Origin of the sequence: Streptomyces sp. NBC_00224, assembly GCF_041435195.1 — a bacterium.
Classification (GTDB): domain Bacteria; phylum Actinomycetota; class Actinomycetes; order Streptomycetales; family Streptomycetaceae; genus Streptomyces.
Genome location: NZ_CP108106.1, coordinates 3,612,347 through 3,636,171 on the forward strand (window position 1 = coordinate 3,612,347; position 23,825 = coordinate 3,636,171).

15 protein-coding genes are annotated in these 23,825 nt (G+C 73.9%); 8 read left to right on the top strand and 7 right to left on the bottom strand.

Annotation, left to right across the window (positions count from 1 at the left end):
• Positions 1–40 precede the first annotated feature (40 nt).
• The 4 genes from OG965_RS16125 (at position 41) to OG965_RS16140 (ending at position 6,758) form a co-directional block, all read left to right on the top strand.
• Entirely contained in the window at positions 41–2,770 is a 2,730-nt protein-coding gene (locus tag OG965_RS16125) for a tetratricopeptide repeat protein (protein WP_371656952.1), read from the top strand.
• 3 nt (positions 2,771–2,773) lie between these two features.
• Positions 2,774–4,072, top strand: a complete 1,299-nt coding sequence (locus OG965_RS16130; RefSeq protein ID WP_371652770.1) for a PP2C family serine/threonine-protein phosphatase — start codon at positions 2,774–2,776, stop codon at positions 4,070–4,072.
• Positions 4,073–4,138: 66 nt separating this feature from the next.
• Entirely contained in the window at positions 4,139–5,497 is a 1,359-nt protein-coding gene (locus OG965_RS16135; protein WP_371652771.1) for a VWA domain-containing protein, read from the top strand.
• Between the two features lie 118 nt (positions 5,498–5,615).
• A complete protein-coding gene (locus OG965_RS16140; protein WP_371652772.1) occupies positions 5,616–6,758 on the top strand; it encodes an FHA domain-containing protein in 1,143 nt (380 codons plus the stop codon).
• On the opposite strand, the gene OG965_RS16145 is transcribed toward OG965_RS16140, so the two are convergent.
• Entirely contained in the window at positions 6,755–7,732 is a 978-nt protein-coding gene (locus OG965_RS16145; RefSeq protein ID WP_371652773.1) for a methyltransferase domain-containing protein, read from the bottom strand. The genes OG965_RS16140 and OG965_RS16145 overlap by 4 nt on opposite strands.
• Before the next feature lie 85 nt (positions 7,733–7,817).
• Between OG965_RS16145 and OG965_RS16150 the strand changes: the two genes are divergently transcribed.
• From OG965_RS16150 to OG965_RS16165, 4 genes are all read left to right on the top strand, one after another.
• A complete protein-coding gene (locus OG965_RS16150; RefSeq protein ID WP_371652774.1) occupies positions 7,818–8,222 on the top strand; it encodes a globin in 405 nt (134 codons plus the stop codon).
• A 166-nt stretch (positions 8,223–8,388) separates the two neighbouring features.
• On the top strand, positions 8,389–11,703 hold the full coding sequence (locus OG965_RS16155; RefSeq protein ID WP_371652775.1) for an FtsX-like permease family protein: 3,315 nt from the start codon (positions 8,389–8,391) through the stop codon (positions 11,701–11,703).
• A gap of 1 nt (position 11,704) precedes the next feature.
• A complete protein-coding gene (locus tag OG965_RS16160; protein ID WP_371652776.1) occupies positions 11,705–14,419 on the top strand; it encodes an FtsX-like permease family protein in 2,715 nt (904 codons plus the stop codon).
• Positions 14,416–15,399, top strand: coding sequence for an ABC transporter ATP-binding protein (locus tag OG965_RS16165; RefSeq protein WP_371652777.1), 984 nt, complete (start codon positions 14,416–14,418; stop codon positions 15,397–15,399). The genes OG965_RS16160 and OG965_RS16165 overlap by 4 nt, the downstream gene beginning before the upstream one ends.
• A gap of 250 nt (positions 15,400–15,649) precedes the next feature.
• Here OG965_RS16165 and OG965_RS16170 read toward each other — a convergent pair whose 3' ends face one another.
• The 6 genes from OG965_RS16170 to OG965_RS16195 all read right to left on the bottom strand — a co-directional run bounded on the left by OG965_RS16170 (position 15,650) and on the right by OG965_RS16195 (position 23,070).
• Entirely contained in the window at positions 15,650–16,327 is a 678-nt protein-coding gene (locus OG965_RS16170) for a hypothetical protein (RefSeq protein ID WP_371652778.1), read from the bottom strand.
• Positions 16,324–16,800 (bottom strand): acyl-CoA thioesterase, encoded by a 477-nt coding sequence (locus OG965_RS16175; protein WP_371652779.1) that lies wholly within the window; start codon positions 16,798–16,800, stop codon positions 16,324–16,326. The genes OG965_RS16170 and OG965_RS16175 overlap by 4 nt, the downstream gene beginning before the upstream one ends.
• A 5-nt stretch (positions 16,801–16,805) precedes the next feature.
• On the bottom strand, positions 16,806–18,470 hold the full coding sequence (gene ettA, locus OG965_RS16180; RefSeq protein WP_371652780.1) for an energy-dependent translational throttle protein EttA: 1,665 nt from the start codon (positions 18,468–18,470) through the stop codon (positions 16,806–16,808).
• A 305-nt stretch (positions 18,471–18,775) separates the two neighbouring features.
• Positions 18,776–20,212: an LAETG motif-containing sortase-dependent surface protein gene (locus tag OG965_RS16185; RefSeq protein WP_371652781.1), complete on the bottom strand. Its 1,437-nt coding sequence runs from the start codon at positions 20,210–20,212 to the stop codon at positions 18,776–18,778.
• A 217-nt stretch (positions 20,213–20,429) separates the two neighbouring features.
• Entirely contained in the window at positions 20,430–21,041 is a 612-nt protein-coding gene (locus OG965_RS16190; RefSeq protein ID WP_371652782.1) for a single-stranded DNA-binding protein, read from the bottom strand.
• A gap of 340 nt (positions 21,042–21,381) precedes the next feature.
• Positions 21,382–23,070 (bottom strand): GTPase, encoded by a 1,689-nt coding sequence (locus OG965_RS16195; protein ID WP_371656953.1) that lies wholly within the window; start codon positions 23,068–23,070, stop codon positions 21,382–21,384.
• Between the last annotated feature and the right edge of the window lie 755 nt (positions 23,071–23,825).

Below are 23,825 nucleotides of genomic sequence, written 5' to 3' on the forward strand. Positions count from 1 at the left end.
GAAGTGCCAGCGCCCCGGTTGCGAGGGCTCCTACGAGGACATGGGCGGCGGTGAGCTGTACTGCGACACCTGCGGCCTGGCGCCGGTCGTGTCGGGATTGGGGTCTCCCCTGTTCGAGCGCAGCCGAGAACTTGGGGACGGCAGCATCTCCTCGCCCGGGACCGGGATCACCGGAGGCGGCCGCAAGGACAGCGGCTCGTCGTCGGCCGGGTCCGCCCGCTCGGCGCGGTCCTCGGCGTCGTCCCGCTCCTCCCGCTCCTCGACGTCCCGACGCTCCGTGTCGGGGCGCCTCTCGCGCTCCCTGACGGGGTCGGGCAGCGCGCGGTCGGTGTCGGTGCGCAGCTCGGGCTCCGCGACCAGCAGCTCCGGGCGCAGCAGACTCGGGGCCGGGCTCGTCACCGTGCCGGGAGTGCCGCGTCCCGACCCGGCCACGGCCGTGATGGAGCACCCGGAGGTCCCCGAGCGGAAGCGTTTCTGCTCGCGCTCGGACTGCGGGGCGCCGGTGGGCCGCTCGCGCGGGGAGCGGGCCGGGCGCACCGAGGGGTTCTGCACCAAGTGCGGCCACCCGTACTCGTTCGTGCCCAAGCTGCACCAGGGCGACATCGTGCACGGCCAGTACGAGGTGGTGGGCTGTCTGGCGCACGGCGGCCTCGGCTGGGTCTACCTCGCCGTGGACCGCGCGGTCTCGGACCGCTGGGTCGTCCTCAAGGGCCTGCTCGACACCGGCGACCAGGACGCGATGGCGGCGGCGATCTCCGAGCGCCGCTTCCTGGCCGAGATCGAGCACTCCAACATCGTGCGCATCTACAACTTCGTGGAGCACCTCGACCAGCGCACCGGCTCCATGGACGGCTACATCGTCATGGAGTACGTGGGCGGCAAGTCGCTCAAGGAGATCGCCAACGAGCGGCGCGGCCAGGAGGGCAAGCGCGACCCGCTCCCGGTCGAGCAGGCCTGCGCGTACGGCATCGAGGCCCTGGAGGCCCTCGGCCATCTGCACAGCCGCAACCTGCTCTACTGCGACTTCAAGGTCGACAACGCGATCCAGACCGAGGACCAGCTGAAGCTGATCGACATGGGCGCGGTGCGCCGGATGGACGACGACGAGTCGGCCATCTACGGCACGGTGGGCTACCAGGCGCCGGAGGTCGCCGAGGTGGGCCCCTCGGTCGCCTCCGACCTGTACACGGTCGCGCGCACGCTGGCCGTGCTCACCTTCGACTTCCAGGGCTATACGAACGTCTTCGCGGACAGCCTGCCGGACCCCGACAACATCGAGGTCTTCCGGACGTACGAGTCGTTCTACCGACTCCTGGTGCGGGCCACCGACCCCGACCCGGCGCGCCGGTTCGCCTCCGCGCAGGAGATGGCCGAGCAGCTGACCGGGGTGCTGCGGGAGGTCGTGTCGCTCCAGACCGGCCGCCCGCGCCCGGCTCTGTCGACCCTGTTCGGGACCGAACTGCGGGTCACGGACACGTCGTTGTTCGCCGAGCTCACCGGGGACGTGTCGGTGCTCGGCGCGCGGGTGGTGCCCGAGAGCCGGTGGGCGCGCAGGCGCGCGGCGGCCAACGGCTCCCCGGCGCCGGGATCGGGCACGCGCCCGGGCGCCGGCTCCGCGCTGGTGTACACGGGCGCGGGCGCCGTGCCCGTCGCCGTGGCCGGGCCGACCGTCACCGCGGCGCCGCACCCCGCCCCCGGCACCGGCGCCGCGGTCCCGGGGACCCCCGGCGCCCCCACGCCGACCGCCGTCGTCCCCGCGCCCCGCGTCGGCGGCTCCCCGGCCGCGTACGGCCGGGGAGCGGACGGCGACGGCTATCTGCGGTCCCTCGACGCGCCCGCCACCGCGCTGGCGCTGCCGGTGCCGCACGTGGACCCGGGCGACCCCAACGCGGGCTTCCTGGCGGGCCTGATGGCCGCCGCGCCCGCCGAGCTCATCGCCGCGCTGCGCACCGCGCCCGCCAACTCCGTGGAGAAGCGGCTGCGCGAACTGCGGGCCCGGCTCGACCTGGGCGAACTGGTCTCGGCGGCCCGGGGCCTCGAATCCCTGGAGGCCGACCATCCCGACGACTGGCGGGTCGTCTGGTACCGGGGAGTGGCCTCGCTCGTCTCCGGCGACCACGAGAACGCCGCGCTGTCCTTCGACGCCGTCTACGACGCGTTCCCGGGCGAGCCGACGCCCAAGCTGGCGCTCGGGGTGTGCGCGGAGGTCCTGGGGCAGCTGGACAACGCCGCCGAGTACTACCGGCTGGTGTGGACGACCGACCCGAGCTACGTGAGCGCCGCGTTCGGCCTGGCCCGGGTGCAGCTGGCCGCGGGCGACCGCACGGCGGCCGTGACGACCCTGGAGTCGGTGCCGGAGGCCTCGATCCACTACACGGCGGCCCGGGTCGCCGCCGTGCGGGCCAGGCTGCGGCGGCGCACCCCGGGCGACGCGCTCCTGGGCGACCTGCGGGCCGCCTCGGGCCAGGTGGACGCGCTGCAGCAGCTCGGCCTGGACGCGGTGCGCCGGGAGCGGCTGGCCACCGAGGTCCTCGGCACCGCGCTCGACTGGGTACTCTCCGGAAGCCAGGGCGGGCCCGGTGAGGGCGAGCGGAGCCGGGGCGGCCCGTCCGGCGAGGCCATACTGCTGGGCAGCGAGCTGGACGAGCGGGGCCTGCGGTTCGGCCTGGAGCGTTCGTACCGGGTACTCGCCCGGCTCGCCGGCAGCGGCGAGGAGCGGATCGAACTGGTGGAGCGGGCAAACCGTTTCCGCCCCCGGACGTGGGTGTGATTGATGGCGCAGATGCACCAGCCGGCAGCCGGGTCGACGTGCCCCGGCTGCGCGGAGCCGCTGGACTCGGGCGACCTGTACTGCGGGGCCTGCGGGTACGACCTGTCGGCCGTGCCCGTGGCCCCGGTGGACACCCCGACGGTGGTCATGGGCAGTCCCGTGGCGGGCGAGGCGTGGCCCGCCGCCCGTGCCGACGGCTCCGGCGCGCCGGTGCACCTGCCCACCGATCTGCCCGGCACCGACTCGGGCGGCTCCCCGCTGCCCTCGCACGCACGGTCCGACGGGCCCGGGGGCGAGGCCGATGAGTACCCCCTGCCCGCGCCCGACCCGCGCGCGGCCGACCTCGGGGAGCAGGCCACCCATGTCCGCGCGCCCGTGAAGGTCTGTGTGGCCTGCCGGGCCGGGCGGGTCGACGAGGACGGGTACTGCGAGAACTGTGGGCACGCCCAGCCGCGCGAGCGCGACCACATGGAGCGGGAGCTCGGCCCGGTGGCGGCGGTCAGCGACCGGGGCCTGCGCCACCACCGCAACGAGGACGCGTTCGCCGTCTCCACCACCGCACTGCCCGACGGCTCGCCCGCCGTCGTGGCGATCGTCTGCGACGGCGTCTCCTCCGCGACCCGCCCCGACGAGGCGTCGGCGGCGGCCGCGGCCCGCGCCAACGAGTCGCTGCTCCAGGCGCTGCCCCAGGGCACGCACCCGCAGCAGGCGATGCACGAGGCGATCGTGTCCGCCGCAGAGGCGGTCAACTCCCTTGCCGACGAGCCCGGCCCGGCCGTGGAGCACGACCCGCACCGCCACCAGAACGCGCCGGCCTGCACGCTGGTCGGCGCGATCGCGGCGGGCGGGCTGCTCGTGGTCGGCTGGGTCGGCGACAGCCGGGCGTACTGGGTGCCCGACGACCGTACGACCCCGCCCGCCCGGCTCACCGAGGACGACTCGTGGGCCGCGCAGATGGTGGCGGCGGGCCTGATGAGCGAGGCAGACGCGTACGCGGACGAGCGGGCGCACGCGATCACGGGGTGGCTGGGCGCCGACGCGTACGAACTCGACCCGCACACCGCCTCGTTCAAGCCGGACCGCTCCGGTGTGGTCGTGGTCTGCACGGACGGGCTGTGGAACTACGCGGAGGGCGCCGAGGAGATGGCCGGGGCCGTGCCCTCGGACGCCGCCGAGCGGCCGCTGCACAGCGCCCAGGTGCTGGTCGGCCACGCCCTGGACGGCGGGGGCCACGACAACGTAACAGTGGCCGTCGTGCCGTTCGCGGTCCCTCAGCCTGGGGCAGGATCCGCCTACAACTAGGCCTTGGCACCGGATTCCCCCACATTCTTGTCTCTTCAGGCCCAGAAGCCTCAAGGAGCCTTTCAGATGGCCAACTTCTCCAAGCCGAACGCGCCGCGGTTCTCCGTCGAGGTCTACCAGAACGAGTACCTCCCGGAGGGCGGCCGCGAGGTCAACGCGATCGTCACGGTGACGTCGACCGGCGGTGGCACGGTCGGCGGGGCCGCACTGGCCGGAGCCGCGCTGTCGCCCTCGTCCATACCGGGGCAGGCGCCGAGCGCCGCCGTGGTGATCATGGTCGACTGCTCGGGGTCGATGGACTACCCGCCGACGAAGATGCGCAACGCGCGCGACGCCACGGCGGCCGCGATCGACACCCTGCGCGACGGCGTGACGTTCGCGGTCGTCGCGGGCACCCACCAGGCCAAGGAGGTCTACCCGGGCAACGGGCGCCTGGCCACCGCCGACGCGCAGACCCGTGCCCAGGCCAAGGAGGCGCTGCGCAAGCTGAGCGCGGGCGGCGGCACCGCCATCGGCACCTGGCTGCGGCTCACCGACCGGCTGCTGAGCTCGGCCGACGTACCGATCCGGCACGGCATCCTGCTCACCGACGGCCGCAACGAGCACGAGTCGCCGGCCGACCTGAAGGCGGCGCTCGACGCCTGCGCGGGCCGGTTCACCTGCGACGCGCGCGGGGTCGGCACCGACTGGGAGGTCAAGGAGGTCACCGCGATCGCCTCCGCGCTGCTCGGCACCGCCGACATCGTGGCCGACCCCTCGGGCCTGGCCGCGGACTTCACGCGGATGATGGAGAACGCGATGGGCAAGGAGGTCGCGGACGTCGCGCTGCGGCTGTGGACCCCGGTCGGCGTGGAGATCAGGTTCGTGAAGCAGGTCGCGCCCACCGTCGAGGAGCTGACGGGCCGTCGGACCGAGGCGGGACCGCGCGCCGGGGACTACCCGACGGGCTCCTGGGGCGACGAGTCGCGCGACTACCACGTGTGCGTCCAGGTCCCCGAGGCCGGGATCGGCCAGGAGATGCTCGCCGCCCGGGTCTCGCTGATCCTGCCCGACCCGGCGGGCGGGACCCCGCAGACGCTGTCGCAGGGGCTGGTCCGCGCGGTGTGGACCGAGGACATGGCCGCCTCCACCTCGATCAACCCCCAGGTCGCCCACTACACGGGTCAGGCCGAACTGGCCCAAGTCATCCAACAGGGTCTCGATGCCCGCAAGTCGGGCGATATCGATGGCGCCACCGCCAAGCTCGGCCGCGCCGTCCAGCTCGCCGCGGCCTCCGGGAACGCGGATACGGCGAAGCTGCTCGCGAAGGTGGTGGACGTCGTCGACGAGGCGACGGGTACTGTGCGACTGAAGGCGAAGGTCGCGGAGGCGGACGAGATGACTCTCGAAACCCGCTCGACCAAGACCGTACGCGTGAAGAAGTGACGAAGTAGCCGAACCGGGCACCAGCCCGGGAGCAAGCCGCACACAGCGGTACGCAGTAGCGAAACCACTTGAGTGCCTCGGCCCGAGGGGCCGGACGAGGAGAGGGGGAAGCGACTCCATGCCGACCTGCCCGAACGGACACCAGTCGGGTTCCGACGACTGGTGCGAGGTCTGCGGCCATCGCATGGGCGCCGTGCCGCCGCCTCCCCCGCCCCCGCCCGCCTTCCCGGGGCCGCCCCCGCAGGGCGGCTACGGCTACCCCGCCCCCGAGGCCCCCGCCGCCCCGGCGGAGCTCTGCCCCCAGTGCCGCACGCCCCGGGAGGGCAACACGCCCTTCTGCGAGGAGTGCCGCTGGAACTACCTCACCCAGACGGCGACCTCGTACACGCCGCTGGCGCCCAACCCGGCCCCCGGGCGTGGCGAGGGCCTCAATCTGCCGCCCGGGTTCCAGTCGCCGCCGCCCCCGCAGCAGCAGCGCGACCCGTACGAGTACCAGAGCTCGCGGCCCTCGCAGGTCAACCGGCCCGCCGAGCCGCTCACCGGCGACCCCGCGCAGCAGGGCCCGCCGCCGTTCCACCAGGGGCCGCCGCCCCCGCCGAACGGTGACCCGTCCCTGCGCCAGGGCCCGCCGCCGCACTTCCAGCAGGGGCCGCCGCCCCCGCCGGTCTTCCAGCAGGCGGGGCCGCCCGCGCCTCCGACGTTCCCGCAGGTGCAGCCGCCGGCCCGGGCAGAGAACGACGACTGGATGATCCAGCCGCCCTCCCACCCGCAGCCGCCGCAGCACACCCAGGCGCCCCATGCCCCGCAGCAGCCGCAGCCGCCCCAGCAGCAGTTCCAGGCCCCGCCGCCGCAGCCGCTCGGCTGGCTGGTGACCATCGGGCCGGACCGCGACTACTTCATGGCGATGATGCAGCGCAGCGGGCCGGAGGCGTCCGGGCTCAACCTGCCCGCGTACTCGCCCGAGCAGCAGCGCCCGCTCACCGGCAACCAGCTCACCATCGGCCGCCGCCGCCACTCCACCGGCGAGGCGCCCGACATCGACCTGGCGGTGCCGCCGGAGGACCCGGGCGTCTCGCACCAGCACGCGGTCCTGGTCCAGCAGCCCGACGGCAGCTGGGCGGTGGTCGACCAGAACTCCACCAACGGCACCACAATCAACGGCGCCGAGGACCCGATCCAGCCGTACGTGCCGGTCCCGCTCCAGGAGGGCGACCGGGTCCACGTGGGCGCCTGGACGACGATCACGGTCCGCCGCGGCTAGACGTTCCCCGGGACCACATCCCGCAGGGGCCACGTATGTGGTCCCCGCGGGTCGTCCAGCCAGGCCCACTGGCCCTCGTCGGTGACCGTCACGCCGAACCGCTCGCGCCGGGGGCGGTCCTCGCGCCGCCACAGTTCGTACGCCTCGTACGGGTCCAGGCTGTCCGCCGTGAGCGCGAGCAGGAAGCGGAAGAGCTCGTTCTCCAGGCTCGGGCGGGGCAGCCCTCCGGCGTACGGGGCGCCGGGTGTGGGCGCCACGCCCCGCAGCGGCACGAAGTAGGCCGGGGTGTGCAGGAAGCGCCCCTCCGCGTGCCCCGCGTCGCGCACCTTCAGCAGGATCAGCCCGGTGGCCAGCGGGGCCTCGATCAGCGCCCCCGGTGTGCACTGCGCCAGCCACCCGGCCGGCACCGACGGCAGGGTGCAGGTCGCGATGATCCGGTCGAAGGGCGCCCGCGACGGGCAGCCGCGCGCCCCGTCGCCGGTCACCACCGCCGGGCGGAAGCCCGCCGCCACCAGATGCGTCCGGGCCGACTCGGTGATCTCCGGGTCCAGGTCGACCGTGGTGACCAGCTCCTCGCCGAGGCGGTGGCTGAGCAGCGCCGCGTTGTAGCCGGTCCCGGCGCCGATCTCCAGGACCGCGTGCCCGTCCCGGACGTCCAGGACCTCCAGCATCCGGGCCATCAGCGAAGGCTGGCTGCTGGAGGAGAGCAGCTCCCCGTCGCGCAGCCGGGTGGCCAGCGGCATGTCCGTGTAGACCCCGTCCAGCCAGCGCGCCCGCCGGTCGGGGTCCGGGTCCTCGCCCCACAGCCGCTCGTAGCCGCCGGGGCGCCCCACGAAGTAGTACGGCACGAAGAGGTCGCGGGGCACCTCCTCGAAGGCGGCCCGCCAGGCCGGGTCGGCGAGCGCGCCCCCGGCCACGATCTCCGCGACGAGGGCCGCCCGCGCCCTGGCGGCCGAATCCCGGTGTGCGCCCATATGTCCACTGTGCTGCGCGCGGGCCCGGGAGGCGAGTGGTCCTAGGCCTCCGGTACTCGGCCGCGGCGTCTGAGACCATGGACACGTGAACGAGATTCCGCGCGGCACGCTTCAGGAGCAGACCTTCTACGAGCAGGTCGGCGGCGAGGAGACCTTCCGGCGCCTGGTCCACCGGTTCTACCAGGGCGTCGCCGAGGACCCGCTGCTGCGGCCGATGTACCCGGAGGGCGATCTGGGCCCGGCCGAGGAGCGGCTCGTCCTCTTCCTGATCCAGTACTGGGGCGGCCCGCGCACCTACAGCGACCACCGCGGCCACCCCCGGCTGCGGATGCGCCACGCGCCGTTCACCGTCGACCGGGCCGCGCACGACGCCTGGCTGACCCATATGCGTACGGCCGTCGACGAGCTGGGGCTCTCCGGGGAGCACGAGACGACGCTCTGGAACTATCTGACGTACGCCGCCGCCTCGATGGTCAACACGGCGGAGTAGGACGGAAGTTCACGTTCCGCCCGCCCCGAACCCGGAATGCGGCACTCCGTGATCGCATTCCGGTCACGATCGGGCAAGATCGGGCCGCAAGCGGTTTCCACGAACCTGTGCCCTCTGAAAGCATCCGGACAGACTTTCGGGGGCAAAGCGGGGATCTGGGGGCCGTGTGGCGGGTTTCGTGTTTCTGCGGGTGCGCGCGCACCGGCTGCTTCTGGCCGCCGCGCTGCTGGCCGTCCTGCTGACCACCTCGGTCCTGGCCGCCCTGACCGCCTTCTCCGGCTCCATCGGGGACGCGTCCCTGCGCCACACCCTGGCCACCAGGTCCAGCGCGCCCGCCTCGCTGATCGTCAAGGCGACCGTCCCCGAGGCGAAGCGGCAGGCCGCCGACGCCGCCGTACGCGAGGGCGCGCACCGCACCTTCGGCGGACTCCCGGTCACCACAAGGACGTTGACCCAGTCCGGCCCCTACGCGCTGCCGCGCACCCTCCAGTCGCCGGACGCCCGCAAGGGCACCGAGCCCGACCTCACGCTCTTCGCCGCCGTCGACCGCACCCGCGTCCGGCTGACCGGCGGCAGCTGGCCCGCCCCGCCGGGCACCGGCCGCGAGATCCAGGCCGCCCTCCCCGAGAACGCCGCCGCCCAGCTGGGCCTGCGCCACTGGCCCGTCTCGCTGACCCTCACCGACCGCATGAGCGGCCCGGCCGTGCAGGTCCGCGTCACCGGCGTCTACCGTCCCGTCGACGCCACCGAGGCGTACTGGCAGCTGGACGACCTCGGCGGCCGGGGCACGCGCCGGGTCAACTTCACCACGTACGGGCCGCTGCTCACCGATCCCACGGCGCTCACCGGCGGGCGGCTGAGCCGGGGCCAGACGTCCTGGCTGGCCTCCGCCGACTTCTCCACCCTGACCACCCACCGGATCGGCGCCCTGCGTGCGGCGGCGACCCAGGGGCCCAAGTCCCTGGTGGAGGGCAAGGTGTTCGCGGGCGACGCGACCGCCGCCACCTCGCTGCCCGACGTGCTCGACCGGGCCGAGCGCTCGCTGCTTGTCTCCCGCTCGACCCTGCTGATCGTCGCGCTGCAACTGGTACTGCTCGCCGGGTACGCGCTGCTGCTGGTGGCCCGGCTGCTGAGCAGCGAGCGGACCGGCGAGACCGAGCTGCTGCGGGCGCGCGGCGGCTCCCGCTCCCGACTCCTCGGCCTGTCCGCGACCGAGGCGCTGCTGCTCGCCGCCCCGGCGGCGGTGTGCGCACCGCTGCTCTCCGGCCCGCTCACCCGGCTCCTCGCGAGCCACGGCCCGCTCGCCCGGATCGGCATCCACCTCGACACCGGCCCGACCGGCACGGTGTGGCTGGTGGCGGCGCTGGTCGCGCTGGGGTGCGCGGCGGCCGTGGTGGCCCCGGCCCTGTCGGCCGGGCGGGCCACCCGCGCCCGGGCCGCCGCACTGCCCGCCTCCGTGCGCGCCGGGGCCGACATCGGGCTCCTGCTGATCGCCGGGGTCGCCTACTGGCAGCTGGACCGCCAGACCTCGGGGTCCGGGGCGCTCAGCGGCGACCGAGCGGGCGGCCTCGGCATCGACCCGCTCCTGGTGGCCGCGCCCGCGCTTGCCCTGCTCGCCGGGACCGTACTGACCCTGCGGCTGCTGCCGCCCGCCGCCAAGCTGGCCGAACGGCGGGCGGCGGGCGGGCGCGGGCTCCCGGCGGCGCTAGCGGGCTGGCAGTTCAGCCGCCGTCCGCTGCGCGGCGCGGGCCCGGTGCTGCTCCTCGTACTCGCGGTCGCCATGGGCATGCTGGCGATCGGGCAGTCCGCCTCGTGGGACCGCTCGCAGGAGGACCAGGCGGACTTCCGCGCGGGCACCTCGGTGCGGGTCTTCGGGTCGAGCCTGAGCGGCTTCGGGCAGGCCGGTTCGTACGACGCGGTCCCGGGCGTACGGGCGGTGGCCCCGGCCGCGCGCTCCTCGGTGGAGCTCTCCGGCGGCCGCTCCGGGACGCTGCTCGCCCTGGACACCGCGCACGCGGACGGGCTGCTGCTCCGCTCCGACCTCGGCGGCAGGTCCCCCCGCGCGCTCCTGGGCGAGCTCACCCCGCCCCGGGCGGCGCGGACCGGTGTGCTGCTCCCGGCGGACGCCGCCGAGCTCGCCCTCGGCCTGCGGCTCGGCGCCGAGGGCACCCCGGGCGGGGCCTCCCCGAGCGGGGTCACCGCGAATCTGACGGCGGTGGTCGAGGACCGCTTCGGCATCCAGTACCGCCTCCCGGCCGGGCCCCTGGAGGCCGACGGGCGCCCTGCCGAGCGCCGGCTCTCGCTCGATCTGGCGGCGGGCGCGCCGGTGGGCCGCCCGGCCGCGCCGCTCGCGCTCACCTGCTTCGAGCTGGACTTCAACGTGCCGTACGAGAAGGCCGAACAGCACCGCTTCACCGTGCGGGAGCTGCGGACCGTGACACGGGACGGGCGCACCGCCCCCGTCGCGCTGCCCGCCGCCGACCGCTGGCGGGCCACCTCGCTGGAGTCCGGCGAGGGCCCGGGCGGCCTGCTGGCCCTGACCCCGAAGACCGAGGGGCAGGCCCTGTCGGTGCCGTACGCCACGGGGTCGACCCTGGTGACCGCCGGCTCCTGGACGGGGATACCGAGCCGGACCGTCAGAGTCGCCGCCGTCCGGCCCGCGCCGCCCGCGCTGACGGCGATCGCCACCGACCGGTTCCTGGCCTCCAGCGGAACCCGGGTCGGGCAGACCGTCACGGCCGTCCTGGCCGGGCAGACGCTGCGCGCGAAGGTCGTCGACCGGATGGCCGAGGTCCCGACGACCGGGCCCGGCGCCGAGACCGCGGGTGGCGGCGGCCGCGACGGCGGTGCGCTCCTGCTCGACCTGAGCGCGATCAACGCGCGGCTCGCCGTCGACACCGGCAGCAGCCTCGCCCCGACCGAGTGGTGGCTCACCACCGGCCCCGGCGACGCGGCCCGCGCGGCGGCGGCGCTGCGGGCCCGGCCGGACATCGATCCGCAGCAGGTGGTGGTGCGCGCGGAGGTCGCCGAGCAGCTGCGCGACGACCCGCTGGGCGCGGGTCCGCAGGCCGCGCTCATCGCCGCCGCGATCGTGGCGGCGGCCCTCGCCGCGGTCGGCTTCGCGGTGAGCGCGGCGGGCTCGCTGCGCGAACGCGGGGCGGAGTTCGCCGTGCTGCGGGCCCTGGGCGCCCCGCGCCGCCAGCTGGCCCGGCTGATCGCGGCCGAGCAGGGGGTGCTGATCGCGCTGGCGCTGCTCGTGGGCCTCGCCCTGGGCGAAGTGCTGACGCGCGCGGTGGTGCCGCTGATCGTGCTGACCGGGCAGGCCACCCAGCCGGTGCCAAAGGTGCTGGTGGAACTGCCCGCCGGGCGGCTCGCCGTACTGCTGGCGGGAGTCGCCGCCGTACCGCTGCTGATCGTCGCGACGCTGGCGCTGCGGCGGACCGACCCGGCGGTCTCGCTGCGCCACCAGGGGGGCAACTGACATGCGTACCAAGGCCGTTGCCCCCTGGGTGCGGACCCGGCTGCGGACCGCGCCGGGCGCCGCGGGCGCGCTCGCCCTGCTGGTGCTGCTCACCGCGTTCCTGGCCGCGTCGCTGCCGCGCGGGGTCGACGTGTACGAGGACCGGGGGCTGCGCCACGCCGTGGAGTCGGCGGCGCCGGAGAACTCGGTGATCCGGCTGTCCGGCCCGATGCCCGTCAACGGCGACTCCGCGCTCGGCCCGCAGGCCATGGAACGGGCCTACCGGGACCAGCTCAAGGCGATCCCGGCGCCGCTCCGGGCGGACAACGGGCAGTCGGCGTACGGGGTGCGCACCACGGAGAAGGTGCGTGCCGACTCCCCGCTGGACTCCTGGCTGCCGAGGCCCGAGGGCCTGCCGCCGCGCCTGCTGATCGCCTCCCGGTCGTCGCTCTCCGACCACGCCCGTCTGGTGAGCGGGCGCCTGCCCACCGCGAAGGCGGACGCGACCTCGCACACGGCCGAGGCGGCGGTGACGGCGGCGACCGCCAAGGCGCTCCACATCTCCCCCGGTTCGGTCATCCACGTGCCGGGCGCGGGGGGCGAGCCGCTCGCGATCCGCATCACCGGGATCGTGCGCCCGCTGCTCCCCGACGGGAACTACTGGGCCACCGAACCGGTGCTGCGCGACCCCGAGTTCAACTCCTCCTCCCCCAGCGACCGCGAGGCGCCGCACTACTGGTACGCGGGCCTGCTGCTCGGCCCCGACTCGGCGCCCGTACTCCTGGGCACGGCGGGCAGTCCCGAGCTGTACGCGGACATCGCCCCGGCCGCGGGCAGCATGAACGCCCGTCGGCTGCACGGCCTCGCCACCTCCGTGGCCTCCCTGGAGGCCGGCCCGGCACTCGCCGCCCTGCGCGAGCAGGTCGGCCCCGGCGCCACGATCTCCACCGAACTCGACGCGATCCTGGAGGAGTACACCTCCGTACGCGACTCGATCACCCCCGTCGTCGCGGTCGCCACCTTCGGCACGGCGACGGTCGCGGTCGTGGTCCTGCTGATGGCGGGCGGCCTCGCGGCGGCCCGCCGGAGCACCGAACTCGCCCTGCTGCGCGCCCGGGGCGGCTCGCTGCCCGGCATCGGCGGCCGGCTGGCCGCCGAGACGGCGGTGGTGACGGTCCCGGCGGCGGCGCTCGGCCTGGGCCTGGCGGTCCTGACCGTACGCGGCGGCCGGCTCGGCCCCGCGCTGCTCGCCGTGGCCACGGTGGCGGCGGTGTCCTGTCTGGCCCTGCCGGTACGGGCGGTACTCACCCACCGCAGGGTCCGCACCGCCTCCGACCGCGACGACCTCGTACGCGTCAGGCCCTCCCGGCGCCGCACCGTGGCCGAACTGACCCTGCTGGTCCTGGCGGTGGGCGCGGTGGCGGCGCTGCGCCGGCGCACCACGGCGGCGGGCTCCGACTCGCTGGTCAGCTCGGCGCCGGTGCTGATCGGCGTGATCGCGGCGCTGGTGCTCGTACGGCTGTATCCGCTGCCCCTGCGCTGGGCGGCCCGCCCGGCCGCGCGGCTGCGCAGCACGGTCGGCTTCCTCTCGCTGGCCCGCGCGGGCCGCGCCTCCGGCGGCGGAGTGCTCCCGCTGCTCGCCCTGCTCACGGCGCTGACCACGGCCGCGTTCGGCGGCTCGGTGCTCGCCGGGGTCGCGGACGCGCGGGACCGGGCGGCGCTGTACACGACGGGCGCGGACGCGCGGGTCGACAGCGTGACGGCGCTGCCGCCGGGCCTGGCGGACCGGGTCGCCAAGGTCGGCGGGGTGTCGCGGGTGGCCGCGGCCCATGTCGACTACGGCGTGGAGATGCCGTACGGCGACAAGATCGCGGTGATCGGCGCGGACCCGTCCTCGTACGCCCGCCTCACGGCCGGCACCGGCCTGGGCGCGATCCGGGCCGACGACCTGAAGGCCCGCCCGGGCAAGGCGTTTTCGGCGATCGCGTCACCGAAGGTGGCGGCGGGCCTGGGCAAGGGTCCCAGGGAGGTGCGGGTGGCGGGCTACCGGCTGATGGTCCAGGTGGTGGGCGTGCGGGAGCGCACCCCCGCCGTCCCGCGCAGCGACTTCCTGCTGGTGGACACGGCCGGTCTTGGCGCCCGGGAACCGACGACGCTGCTGGTGGCGGGGACGGGCCTGGACGCGAAGGACCTGCGCCGGACGGTATCGACTCCCCGCGTCGCGGGCGACCCCCCAACGGTCCAACTCCGCTCGGAGACACGCCGCAAGCTCGTCGACTCGCCGCTCCAGTCGGGCGCGGAACGGGTTTACGGGACAGCGGTGGCGGCGGGCGCGGGGTACGCGGTGCTGGCGCTGCTGCTCTCCCTGCTGCGGGGCGCGCCGGAGCGTTCGGCCCTGCTCGCGAGGCTGCGGACGATGGGCCTGACCCGCCGCCAGGGCCGCCGCCTGCTGATCCTGGAAGCACTGCCGCAGGCGGTCCTGGCCGCGCTGGGCGGCGCCCTGACGGGCTGGGCGGCGACGGAACTGCTCGCCCCCGGCGTGGACTTGACGGGCCTGGCCCTGGCGGCTTCTCCGTCGACCGCTGCGGCGGGCGGCGGGTTGCGCACGGACCCGATGTCGCTGCTGATACCGGCGGTGTGCGTGGTGGCGCTTGCGGCGGGGGTCGCGGCGACCCAGGCGTGGTGGACGAGCCGGCGCGGCTCGGTGACGGAACTGAGGGCAGGAGACACGCGATGACGGGGACGAGGGCCGGGGCGACGGCGGGGACGGAAGTCCGGACGCTGTCCGAGCTGGAGGAACGGGCGGCGGCGCGGCGTGACCGCCCGGCGTACGGCCATGACGCCCTGATCGCCTGCGACCGCCTGGTCCGGATCTTCACGACGGACGGCGTGGAGGTCCAGGCCTTGCAGGGCCTCGACCTCCTCGTGACGGACGGCGAGCTGATGGCCCTGGTGGGAGCATCCGGCAGCGGCAAATCCACACTGATGAACATCCTGGCGGGCCTGGACGTCCCGACGGCGGGCCAGGCGAAGGTGGCGGGCCGGGACCTGCTGTCGATGGACGCGAAGGCGAGGCTGGACTACCGGAGGGAGGTGGTCGGCTTCGTCTGGCAGCAGACAGCGAGAAACCTCCTCCCGTACCTGACGGCCGCTCAGAACACCTCGCTCCCCATGCAGTTGCGAGGCCGCCGACGCGGCGCGAAGGGCAAGTCGACCCGAGCGGACGAACTCCTCACCCTGCTCGGGGTGGCCCACTGCCGCGACCGCCGCCCCCACCAGATGTCCGGCGGCGAACAGCAGCGCGTGGCGATAGCGGTGGCCCTCGCCAACAACCCCTCGGTCCTCCTGGCCGACGAACCGACCGGCGAACTCGACTCCGCCACGGCCGAACAGATCTTCGCGGCCTTCCGCACGGCGAACGAGGAGCTGGGCACGACGATCGTCATCGTCACCCACGACCAGACGGTGGCGAACGAGGTCCGCCGCACGGTGGCCATCCGCGACGGCCGCACCTCCACGGAGGTCCTACGCCGCACCCACCTCAACGAGCAGACGGGCGAGGAGTCAGTGGTCTCCCGCGAATACGCGATGCTCGACAGGGCGGGCCGCCTCCAACTCCCCACGGAGTACACGGAGGCCCTGGGGATGGAGAGAAGGGTGCTGCTGGAGCTGGAGCAGGACCATATCCAGGTGTGGCCGGATGGGAGTGGGGAGTAGCGCTGTTTGTCTGCGGGTTCGGTGGGGGCTGGTCGCGCAGTTCCCCGCGCCCCTAAAGGCAGAACGGGGCCCGGGCACATTCAGCCCCTCCGGCGTTTGAGGAGCGGGGTCCGGGGCGGAGCCCCGAAAGCGGGGTGCAGGGGCCGCAGGCCCCGCAGAGGGGGTCCGGGGGCGCAGCCCCCGGGAAACGAGCCTCCACCCCCCACCCACCCCCGGAGGGTTTAGGCGAAGGGGCGGGGTGGGGCAACCCTCACACCGGAGACAGCGGCAGCGCCCCCGCCCCCACCCTCCGAACCGCAACCGACCCATACGCCGTACGCAGCCGCAACCACGGCCCCGCCCCCAGCAAAGCCAACTCCGCGCCAGAACCGGCACCCGGCCCCGCCCCGCCCCGCAGAAACCCCAGGGACTGCGCCGCGTGCACGACCCGCAGCGGCACCTCCGTCGCCCCCAGCGTCCGCGACCAGATCTCACGCCCGATCCGGTCCCGCTCCGCCCGCGTACGCGACTGCTCCGGCAACGCCTCGTCCCGCGCCCGGAACTCCGCCACCGCGGCCCCGACCGCATCTCGTATCTCCGCGGCCGAGGGCAGCCCGGGCAGCCGGCTCCAGCCGCCGCGCGGCGGCAGCACGCCCGCCCACGGCGGACCGGTCACGGAGGGAGGAACCACCACCGCGGACGCGGGCTCGTCGAGCGCCTCCAGGAGCTCACCCGCCGAGACGGTGACATCGAGCTCCACCACCGCGTCCAGCCGCACCGTACGAATCGCCAGCACCTCGAACGCCGGCGGGCGCCCGAACACCGCCAGCGCACCACCGCCGGCCTGCAGCCGGACGGCCGCCGACCGGTCGTAGTGGATCAGCCGGGCCAGGAAGGCGGCGAGATCCGCCACCTCCCCGGCATCGGCGAAGCCCAGCTTCACGGTCATGCCGCGGCCCGCTCCACGCGGTCACCACGGTCGCCACGCCCTGCACGGCCACCGCGACCCGCGTCGGCCTCCTCCACGTACTCCTGGAGGAACGCCTTCTCCTCCGCGGAGATCCGCCGAGGCCGCCCCGCAGCGAGATCGAACGGCACCACGACCGTCGACGCCCGCACATACACCTGCTCGGGGTCCTTGATCTCGTACGCGATCGTCAGCGACGCCGCGCCGATCTTGGTGACCCACGACTCGACGGTCACCGGCTCGTGGCGGTGCACCAGCGGCCGCACGTAGTCGATCTCGTGCCGGGCCACCACGGACCCGCCCGAGAACGACGGCGAGCCGTCCCCCGGCGCCAGCCGGAACATGAAGTCGATGCGGGCCTCCTCCAGATAGCGGAGGAAGACCACATTGTTGACGTGCCCGAAGGCGTCCATGTCCGACCAGCGGAGCGGGCAGCTGTAGATGTGGCGAGCCAAGAAGATCAGCCCCGGGTGAGCTTCTTGTAGGTGGCGCGGTGCGGACGCGCCGCGTCGGCGCCGAGCCGCTCGACCTTGTTCTTCTCGTACGACTCGAAGTTGCCCTCGAACCAGTACCACTTCGAGTCGCCCTCGTACGCCAGGATGTGCGTCGCCACCCGGTCCAGGAACCACCGGTCGTGGGAGATCACGACAGCCGCGCCCGGGAACTCAAGGAGCGCGTTCTCCAGCGAGGACAGAGTCTCCACGTCCAGGTCGTTGGTGGGCTCGTCGAGGAGCAGCAGGTTGCCGCCCTCCTTGAGCGTCAGCGCCAGGTTGAGGCGGTTGCGCTCACCACCGGAGAGCACACCGGCCGGCTTCTGCTGGTCCGGGCCCTTGAAGCCGAACGCGCTGACGTACGCGCGCGAAGGCATCTCGACCTGGCCGACGTTGATGTAGTCGAGCTCGTCCGACACCACGGCCCAAAGGGTCTTCTTCGGGTCGATGTTGGCGCGGCTCTGGTCGACGTACGAGATCTTGACGGTCTCGCCGACCCGGATGGAGCCCGAGTCGGGGGTCTCCAGGCCCTGGATCATCTTGAACAGCGTGGTCTTGCCCGCGCCGTTCGGACCGATGACGCCGACGATGCCGTTGCGCGGCAGCGTGAACGACAGGTCGTCGATGAGGACCTTGTCGCCGAAGGCCTTGGAGAGGTTCTCGACCTCGACGACGATCGAGCCCAGACGCGGGCCCGGCGGGATCTGGATCTCCTCGAAGTCCAGCTTCCGCATCTTGTCGGCCTCGGCCGCCATCTCCTCGTAACGGGCGAGGCGCGCCTTGGACTTGGTCTGCCGGCCCTTGGCGTTGGAGCGGACCCACTCAAGCTCTTCCTTGAGCCGCTTGGCGCGCTTCTCGTCCTTGCGGCCTTCGACCTTGAGGCGGGAGGCCTTCTTGTCCAGGTACGTGGAGTAGTTGCCCTCGTACGGGATCGCGCGGCCGCGGTCGAGCTCAAGGATCCACTCGGCGACGTTGTTCAGGAAGTACCGGTCGTGGGTGACGGCGACCACGGCGCCCGCGTACTTCGAGAGGTGCTGCTCCAGCCAGTTCACCGACTCGGCGTCGAGGTGGTTGGTGGGCTCGTCGAGGAGGAGCAGGTCGGGCGCCTCGATCAGCAGCTTGCAGAGCGCGACACGGCGCTTCTCGCCACCGGAGAGGTTGACCACGGGCCAGTCGGAGGGCGGGCAGCCCAGCGCGTCCATGGCCTGCTCAAGCTGGGCGTCGAGGTCCCAGGCGTTGGCGTGGTCGAGGTCCTCCTGGAGCTTGCCCATCTCCTCAAGGAGCGCGTCCGAGTAGTCCGTCGCCATGAGCTCGGCGACCTCGTTGAAGCGCTTGAGCTTGCCCATGATCTCGGCGGCGCCGTCCTGCACGTTCTCCAGGACCGTCTTCGTCTCGTCGAGCTGCGGCTCCTGCATGAGGATGCCGACGGTGTAGCCCGGAGACAGGAAGGCGTCACCGTTGGAGGGCTGCTCAAGGCCCGCCATGATCTTGAGAACGGTGGACTTACCGGCACCGTTGGGGCCGACCACACCGATCTTCGCGCCGGGCAGGAAGCTCAGCGTGACGTCGTCAAGGATCACCTTGTCGCCGTGCGCCTTGCGCGTCTTGCGCATGGTGTAGATGTACTCAGCCAAGAGAAACCGTCCGGCAGTGTGAATCGGGCTGTGGGCAGATACACCCCATCTTGCCAGTCGTCCACCCTTGCGAGCGAATGAGTAGGTCAGGAGCTCCTGACCTGGGGCGCGATCATCGGCCGCTTCCCCCGGGCGGTCGTCGTTGGTCGAAGTCGGTCGACGTTGACGGCCCTGGGACGGCCCCCCTGGCGGAAACGGGTGCTGCTATGGGACGCCAGTGGCCCCGGTGCGCCTGCGCTCACCGGGGCCACTGTCACAGGGTGGTCACTCTGAGTCCACGGTGCCGTGTCTCAGAGCCGCGGGGGTCAGTGCCCGGCGGTCCCGGCCTTCTTGCGGCGGAGGAAGAACACCGCGCCGCCGCCTATGACGACCAGGGCGACAGCGACGCCCGCGATCATCGGCGTGGAGCTGGAGGAACCGGTCTCGGCCAGGTCACCACCGGTGGTGGAGCCGGACGAGGTGCCGCCCGCCGAGGCGGGGCTGGGCTGCGACGACGGCTTGCTGGTGCCGGTGCCGGCGGTCTTGCAGTCCAGGACGCCCTTGAACTCCTGCTTGAAGCCGTTCGGCCCGGTGATCACGAAGTCGTAGGCCTGATCCTCGGCGACCGGCACGGTGACGGTCTTCGACTTGCCGGCGCCGATCGTGTAGGAGAAGCCGGCCAGCTTGAAGGTGAACGCCTCGTCGCCCTTGTTGGTCGCCGTGACGTCCACGCCGCCCTTGGCGCAGTTCTTCGCGGCCGTCAGGGCCGGAATGGCGCCCTGCTTGGCCCAGGTCGCCTTGGCCGCGGCGGTCACCGTGGAGTCGCTGGACCCGGCGAGGATCTGCGTCTGGCTCTTGGACTCACTGGCGAACGCACGGCCGACCGGCACCTGGGTGGTGGCCTGGACGGTCAGCGAGCCGGAGCCCGGCTGGGCGCCCGCGGGCACGTCGAAGAAGAGCTGCGAGCCGTTCTTGGCGGTCGTGGCCGCCTTGCCCGCCTTGTCGACGACCTTGACGCCGGCAGCCTTGAGCTCCTCGGACGGGGTCACCGAGACCTTGTCGGCGTTGGTGCGGACGGTCACCGGGCCGAGCTTGGAGCCCGCCTTGCCGGAGACGGCCGGGTTGTCGAGGGTCAGCGACGACTTGGGCTCGCCCACGTTCTGCGCGGACTTGGTCAGCCAGTCCGCCAGGTCCTTGGCCTGCGCGTCCACCGCGTCGACCTGGGCGTGGTCCGAGTAGCGCCAGATGGCGACCTGGGTGGCGGCGGCGGCCGTGCCATTGGTCAGCTGGCCCTTGAGGCCGGCCGACTTGGCGAGCGCCGTCAGATCGTTCACCTGCGGGTACGAGTGCTCAAGGATCCAGCGGATCTTGCCCGCGTCCGGGTTGCCGCTCAGCGAGGTGCCGCTCCAGGGGGTCTCCTGGTACTTCGCGGCGGGCTGAGTCGGGTTGTGGATGTCGATGCAGTACGTACGCAGGGTGCCGCCGCCGTCGACGACCATCTGGAACAGACCGGCCGAGACCGGCCGGTCGCCGCCCTGCTGGTGGATGACGGCCTTGCCCGAGGCGTCCGGGTCCAGGCCCTTGATGGTGGCGACCGCGCCGCCCTGGTGCTGCTGGCCGGGCGTGTCGGCGACCGCCGTGCCCGCGCCGGCTATGGCGCCGCCGGCGACCAGACCCGAGACGGCGACAGCGGCAGCGAGGCGTGCGGCGCCGCGCTTGCGTACAGACTTGGGTACAGAAAACCCGTGAACGACTGAAAACACAGAATTCCCCTTCGGGCGAGGAGCTTTCGCGTACGTGCGTGGGGGAAGTGCCTCGCCTGCTGACTCAAGTGCCCCGTGAGTAACGGGAATCCTATGGAGGCCGCGCCCCCCGATCCCCTGTCATGCGATCAGATAACCATTCCGAATCGCAATCGTTATCGCTGGCACCCACCCCCACCTGGGGTTATCGACAAATCTCCGGTACGGAACGGGACGTTCAGGGCACTGCGGCAGCCACGGCGGGTGGCTTCGCGGGAGCTGTTCCGCGCCCCTCACCAGGGCTTTCTCCGGCGCCTCCGGCACTCGCCCCAGCCGTCCCGTCACCCCCCGCCACCACACCCGCACCGCCCGTACCGGTCCACGCCGGAGTGGGCGTCGGAGCCGGGGGCGGGGCCGGTGTATGCGCTCGCGAGGCCGGTGAACCGGCCTCCCCCGCCGGGTCCTTGAGCGGCTCCGTCAGGGACGGGTCCGCCTTCACCACGCGCCGGAACGCCGACGTCCCCCGGGTCAGGTCGTGGCCCACCGCGGTCGCCTCGACGTCCGCCGAGAATCTGCGCTGTCCGTCCTGGTCCTCGTCACGCACCCGCAACCTGCCGTGCACCACCAGCGGTTCGCCCACGGCGACCGAGCTGGCCAGGTTCAGACCCAGCGTCCGCCAGGCCCAGACCGTGTAGAAACTGGAGTGCCCGTCCACCCAGGCGTTCTTCTGCCGGTCGAACCGGCGTGATGTCACCGCCAGCCGGAACCGGGCCACTCCGCCCGTCGCCGTCTCCCGGTACTCCACCCGCGTCGCGGCGTTCCCCACCAGCGTCACCAGCGTGTCGTTCATCCCCACCACTCCCCCGTCATGCGTGCCGTGCGCGCCCGTCGCGCGCACGGCGTCCCCGTCGCGGCTCCGTCCGGCCCAGGCGGCCGATCGAACCCTTGCGCTGTCGATCTCCATGCTGGACCGGACGGAGGACCTTGTGCCGGGGGCTGTGGACCACCCAGCGATTGTGGAAAACCTCGTCACCCGTACGGGGGTTGGCCGAGGGGTGGCGGGGGGCGGGGGCGTCGGTTGGCCAGGGGCGGGGTGCGGCGTGCGGCGTGCGGCGTGCGGGGGTGGGTCGCAGAACCCCGGCCCCCTTCACGTCACCCCCTCGCGTCACCGCCCCCTCGCGTCACTCCTCTCACGACACCCCCGCCCGCACCCCCGCCCCGCCGCGCACCGCCACGTACTGCTCGCGCACCTCGCGGTAGCGCAGCAACTCCGCCGCGACCGGGTCCAGGACCTTGGCCCGGCCGCACCCGGCCGCCGCCTCCCGCAACCGCCGCTCGGCCTCCTGCCCGTAGCGCCGACCGGGCCCGCGCGCCGCGACCCCGCAGGCCCACTCGACCAGCGGGCCCCCGACGATCCCCGCCAGCATGACCAGCGCGGGGACCAGCAGACCGGGTTCGAGCACGCCCACGATCTGGCCGACGAGCCAGAGCCCGCCCACGATCTGCACCAGCGTCATGGCCGCCTGCACCAGCACCGCCGCGGGCCACCAGGCGGGCCTGGGTGAGGTGCCCCGTTCGAGTTCCGCCCGTACCGCCAGCTCGTCCAGGGCCTGCGGCAGCCCCTCGGCGCCACGCACCGCCGCCTCCCGCACCGCCTGCGCCCAGGGGGCGGGCAGTCCGGTGGCCGCCGCTTCCGCGACCAGCCGTACGGCCTGCTCGACACGCTGGCGGGCCGTCACCTTCTCCTCCGGAGGAGGAGTGGGCAGCGGCGACTCGCGGCCCGGGATGCGGATCCGCTCGTACCAGCGCCAGAGCCGCAGCCACGGGGTGCCGCAGGCGCGGCCGGCGTTGCGGCGCCACTCGCGTTCGGCCGCCTCTCCGGCCGCGGCCGCGCCCACGGCCGCCGCGAGCCGGTCGGTGAACGCCTCCCGGGCCCGCTCGTCGAGCCCCGTACGGCCGTCCGCGACGTACACCGGACGCAGTCCGGCGGCAGCGGCGTCCAGATCGGCCGCCACCCGGCGTTCCGGGGCGCCGCGCTCCTGCACGAACCGGCTGAGCAGGTCGCGAAGTTCGCCGACTCCCTGGCCGGTGAGGGCGGAGAGGGACAGCACGGTGGCGCCGGGTTCGCCGTGCTCGCCGAGTGCCATGCCGTCCTCGTCGAGGAGGCGGCGCAGATCGTCGAGCACCTGGTCGGCGGCGTCGCCGGGCAGCCGGTCCACCTGGTTGAGCACGACGAACGTGACCTCGGCGTGCCCGGCCAGCGGCCGCAGATACCGCTCGTGGAGCACGGCGTCGGCGTACTTCTCCGGGTCCACGACCCAGACCACCGCGTCTACGAGGGCCAGTACGCGGTCGGCCTGGCGGCGGTGTTCGACGACCGCCGAGTCGAGGTCGGGCAAATCGACGAGGACCAGCCCCTGCAGGGCCTCGGCGTTCGGGTCGGTGGGCAGCGGTCTGCGCCGCAGCCGACCGGGCAGCCCGAGCCGGTCCAGGAGACCCGCCGCGCCGTCGGTCCAGCTGCACGCGATCGGCGCGCTGGTGGTGGGGCGGCGCAGCCCGGTCTCCGAAATGTGCGTACCGGCGAGGGCGTTGAACAGGGTCGACTTGCCGCTGCCGGTGGCTCCGGCGATGGCGACGACGGTGTGCCGCGCGGACAGCCGCTGCCGTGCGGCGGCCTCGTCGAGTACGCGTCCGGCCTCGGCCAGCGTCTTCCCGTCCAGCCGCGTCCGCGACAGCCCCACGAGCTCGCGCAGGGCCTCCAGCCGCCCGCGCAGCTCGCCCCCGTAGGGCCCGCCGATGGGCACGTACTCCTCCGCCGGCTCGGGTTCCTCGACGGGAACCTCCCCCTCGGCCGGCTCGTTGACCCGTCGAGCGATCAGCCCGTCGTCCCAGGCGGGCGCGGGCTGCGCGGAGCCGGCGGCGGGACCGGCGTCGGCGGCCGCGCGCGCGTCGGGGGTGCGGCGGGAGGGTGGCCGGCTCGGTCGGGCCGGGACGGCCGTCGGTGTGAATGCCGGTGCTGCGCGGCTTGGTGCCGGTGGGGTTGTGGGGGGCGATTCGGGACGCGGGGGTGTTTCGATGCGGGTGGCGGGCGTGTTGCGGGCGGGGCGGGTGCTTTCGGGTGCGCCGGTGGACGGGGTCTTGGCCGAGTCGGCCGCCGACGGGTCGACATTTACTGTCGCGGCTCCGGGCGTGTCGGCTTGGGGCGTGTCGGCCTGGGGCGTGGCTTTTCCGGAGGCTCCAGTCCCGAATGCTCCAGTCCCGGATGCGCCGATTCCGGATGTGCCGGTTCCAGAATCGTCGGCCTCGGGCGTGTCGGCTTCCGTCACGTCGGCTGCTTTGGGCGTGTCGGCCTCTCCTGGGAGGGGCTCCGTCCGTACGGATGGCGTACCCGCAGCTCCCTCCTCACCCGATTCCGTCCGCCGGAAAGGGGGCCGTTCGGCCCATGGGCGGTCGAAGCCGAGCCATCCCGACGTCGGCGCGACGGCTTCCAGTCGGCCGATCGAGGGCCGCCCGGCGGCCCGTACCTCGACCGTCAGCGGTGCGGCTGCCACCTGCGCGGGCTCGTCCCCACCGGCTGCGGAGCCACCGTCCGCCGACCGCTCCGGCTCCCCCTCCTCCGGAGGGGAAGGAAGCT

Coding starts and splice junctions, on each gene's coding strand:
- OG965_RS16125 (WP_371656952.1), top strand. CDS start 41: ATGGGCGGCGGTGAGCTGTACTGCGACACCTGCGGCCTGGCGCCGGTC.
- OG965_RS16130 (WP_371652770.1), top strand. CDS start 2,774: ATGGCGCAGATGCACCAGCCGGCAGCCGGGTCGACGTGCCCCGGCTGC.
- OG965_RS16135 (WP_371652771.1), top strand. CDS start 4,139: ATGGCCAACTTCTCCAAGCCGAACGCGCCGCGGTTCTCCGTCGAGGTC.
- OG965_RS16140 (WP_371652772.1), top strand. CDS start 5,616: ATGCCGACCTGCCCGAACGGACACCAGTCGGGTTCCGACGACTGGTGC.
- OG965_RS16145 (WP_371652773.1), bottom strand. CDS start 7,732: ATGGGCGCACACCGGGATTCGGCCGCCAGGGCGCGGGCGGCCCTCGTC.
- OG965_RS16160 (WP_371652776.1), top strand. CDS start 11,705: ATGCGTACCAAGGCCGTTGCCCCCTGGGTGCGGACCCGGCTGCGGACC.
- OG965_RS16165 (WP_371652777.1), top strand. CDS start 14,416: ATGACGGGGACGAGGGCCGGGGCGACGGCGGGGACGGAAGTCCGGACG.
- OG965_RS16170 (WP_371652778.1), bottom strand. CDS start 16,327: ATGACCGTGAAGCTGGGCTTCGCCGATGCCGGGGAGGTGGCGGATCTC.
- OG965_RS16190 (WP_371652782.1), bottom strand. CDS start 21,041: ATGAACGACACGCTGGTGACGCTGGTGGGGAACGCCGCGACGCGGGTG.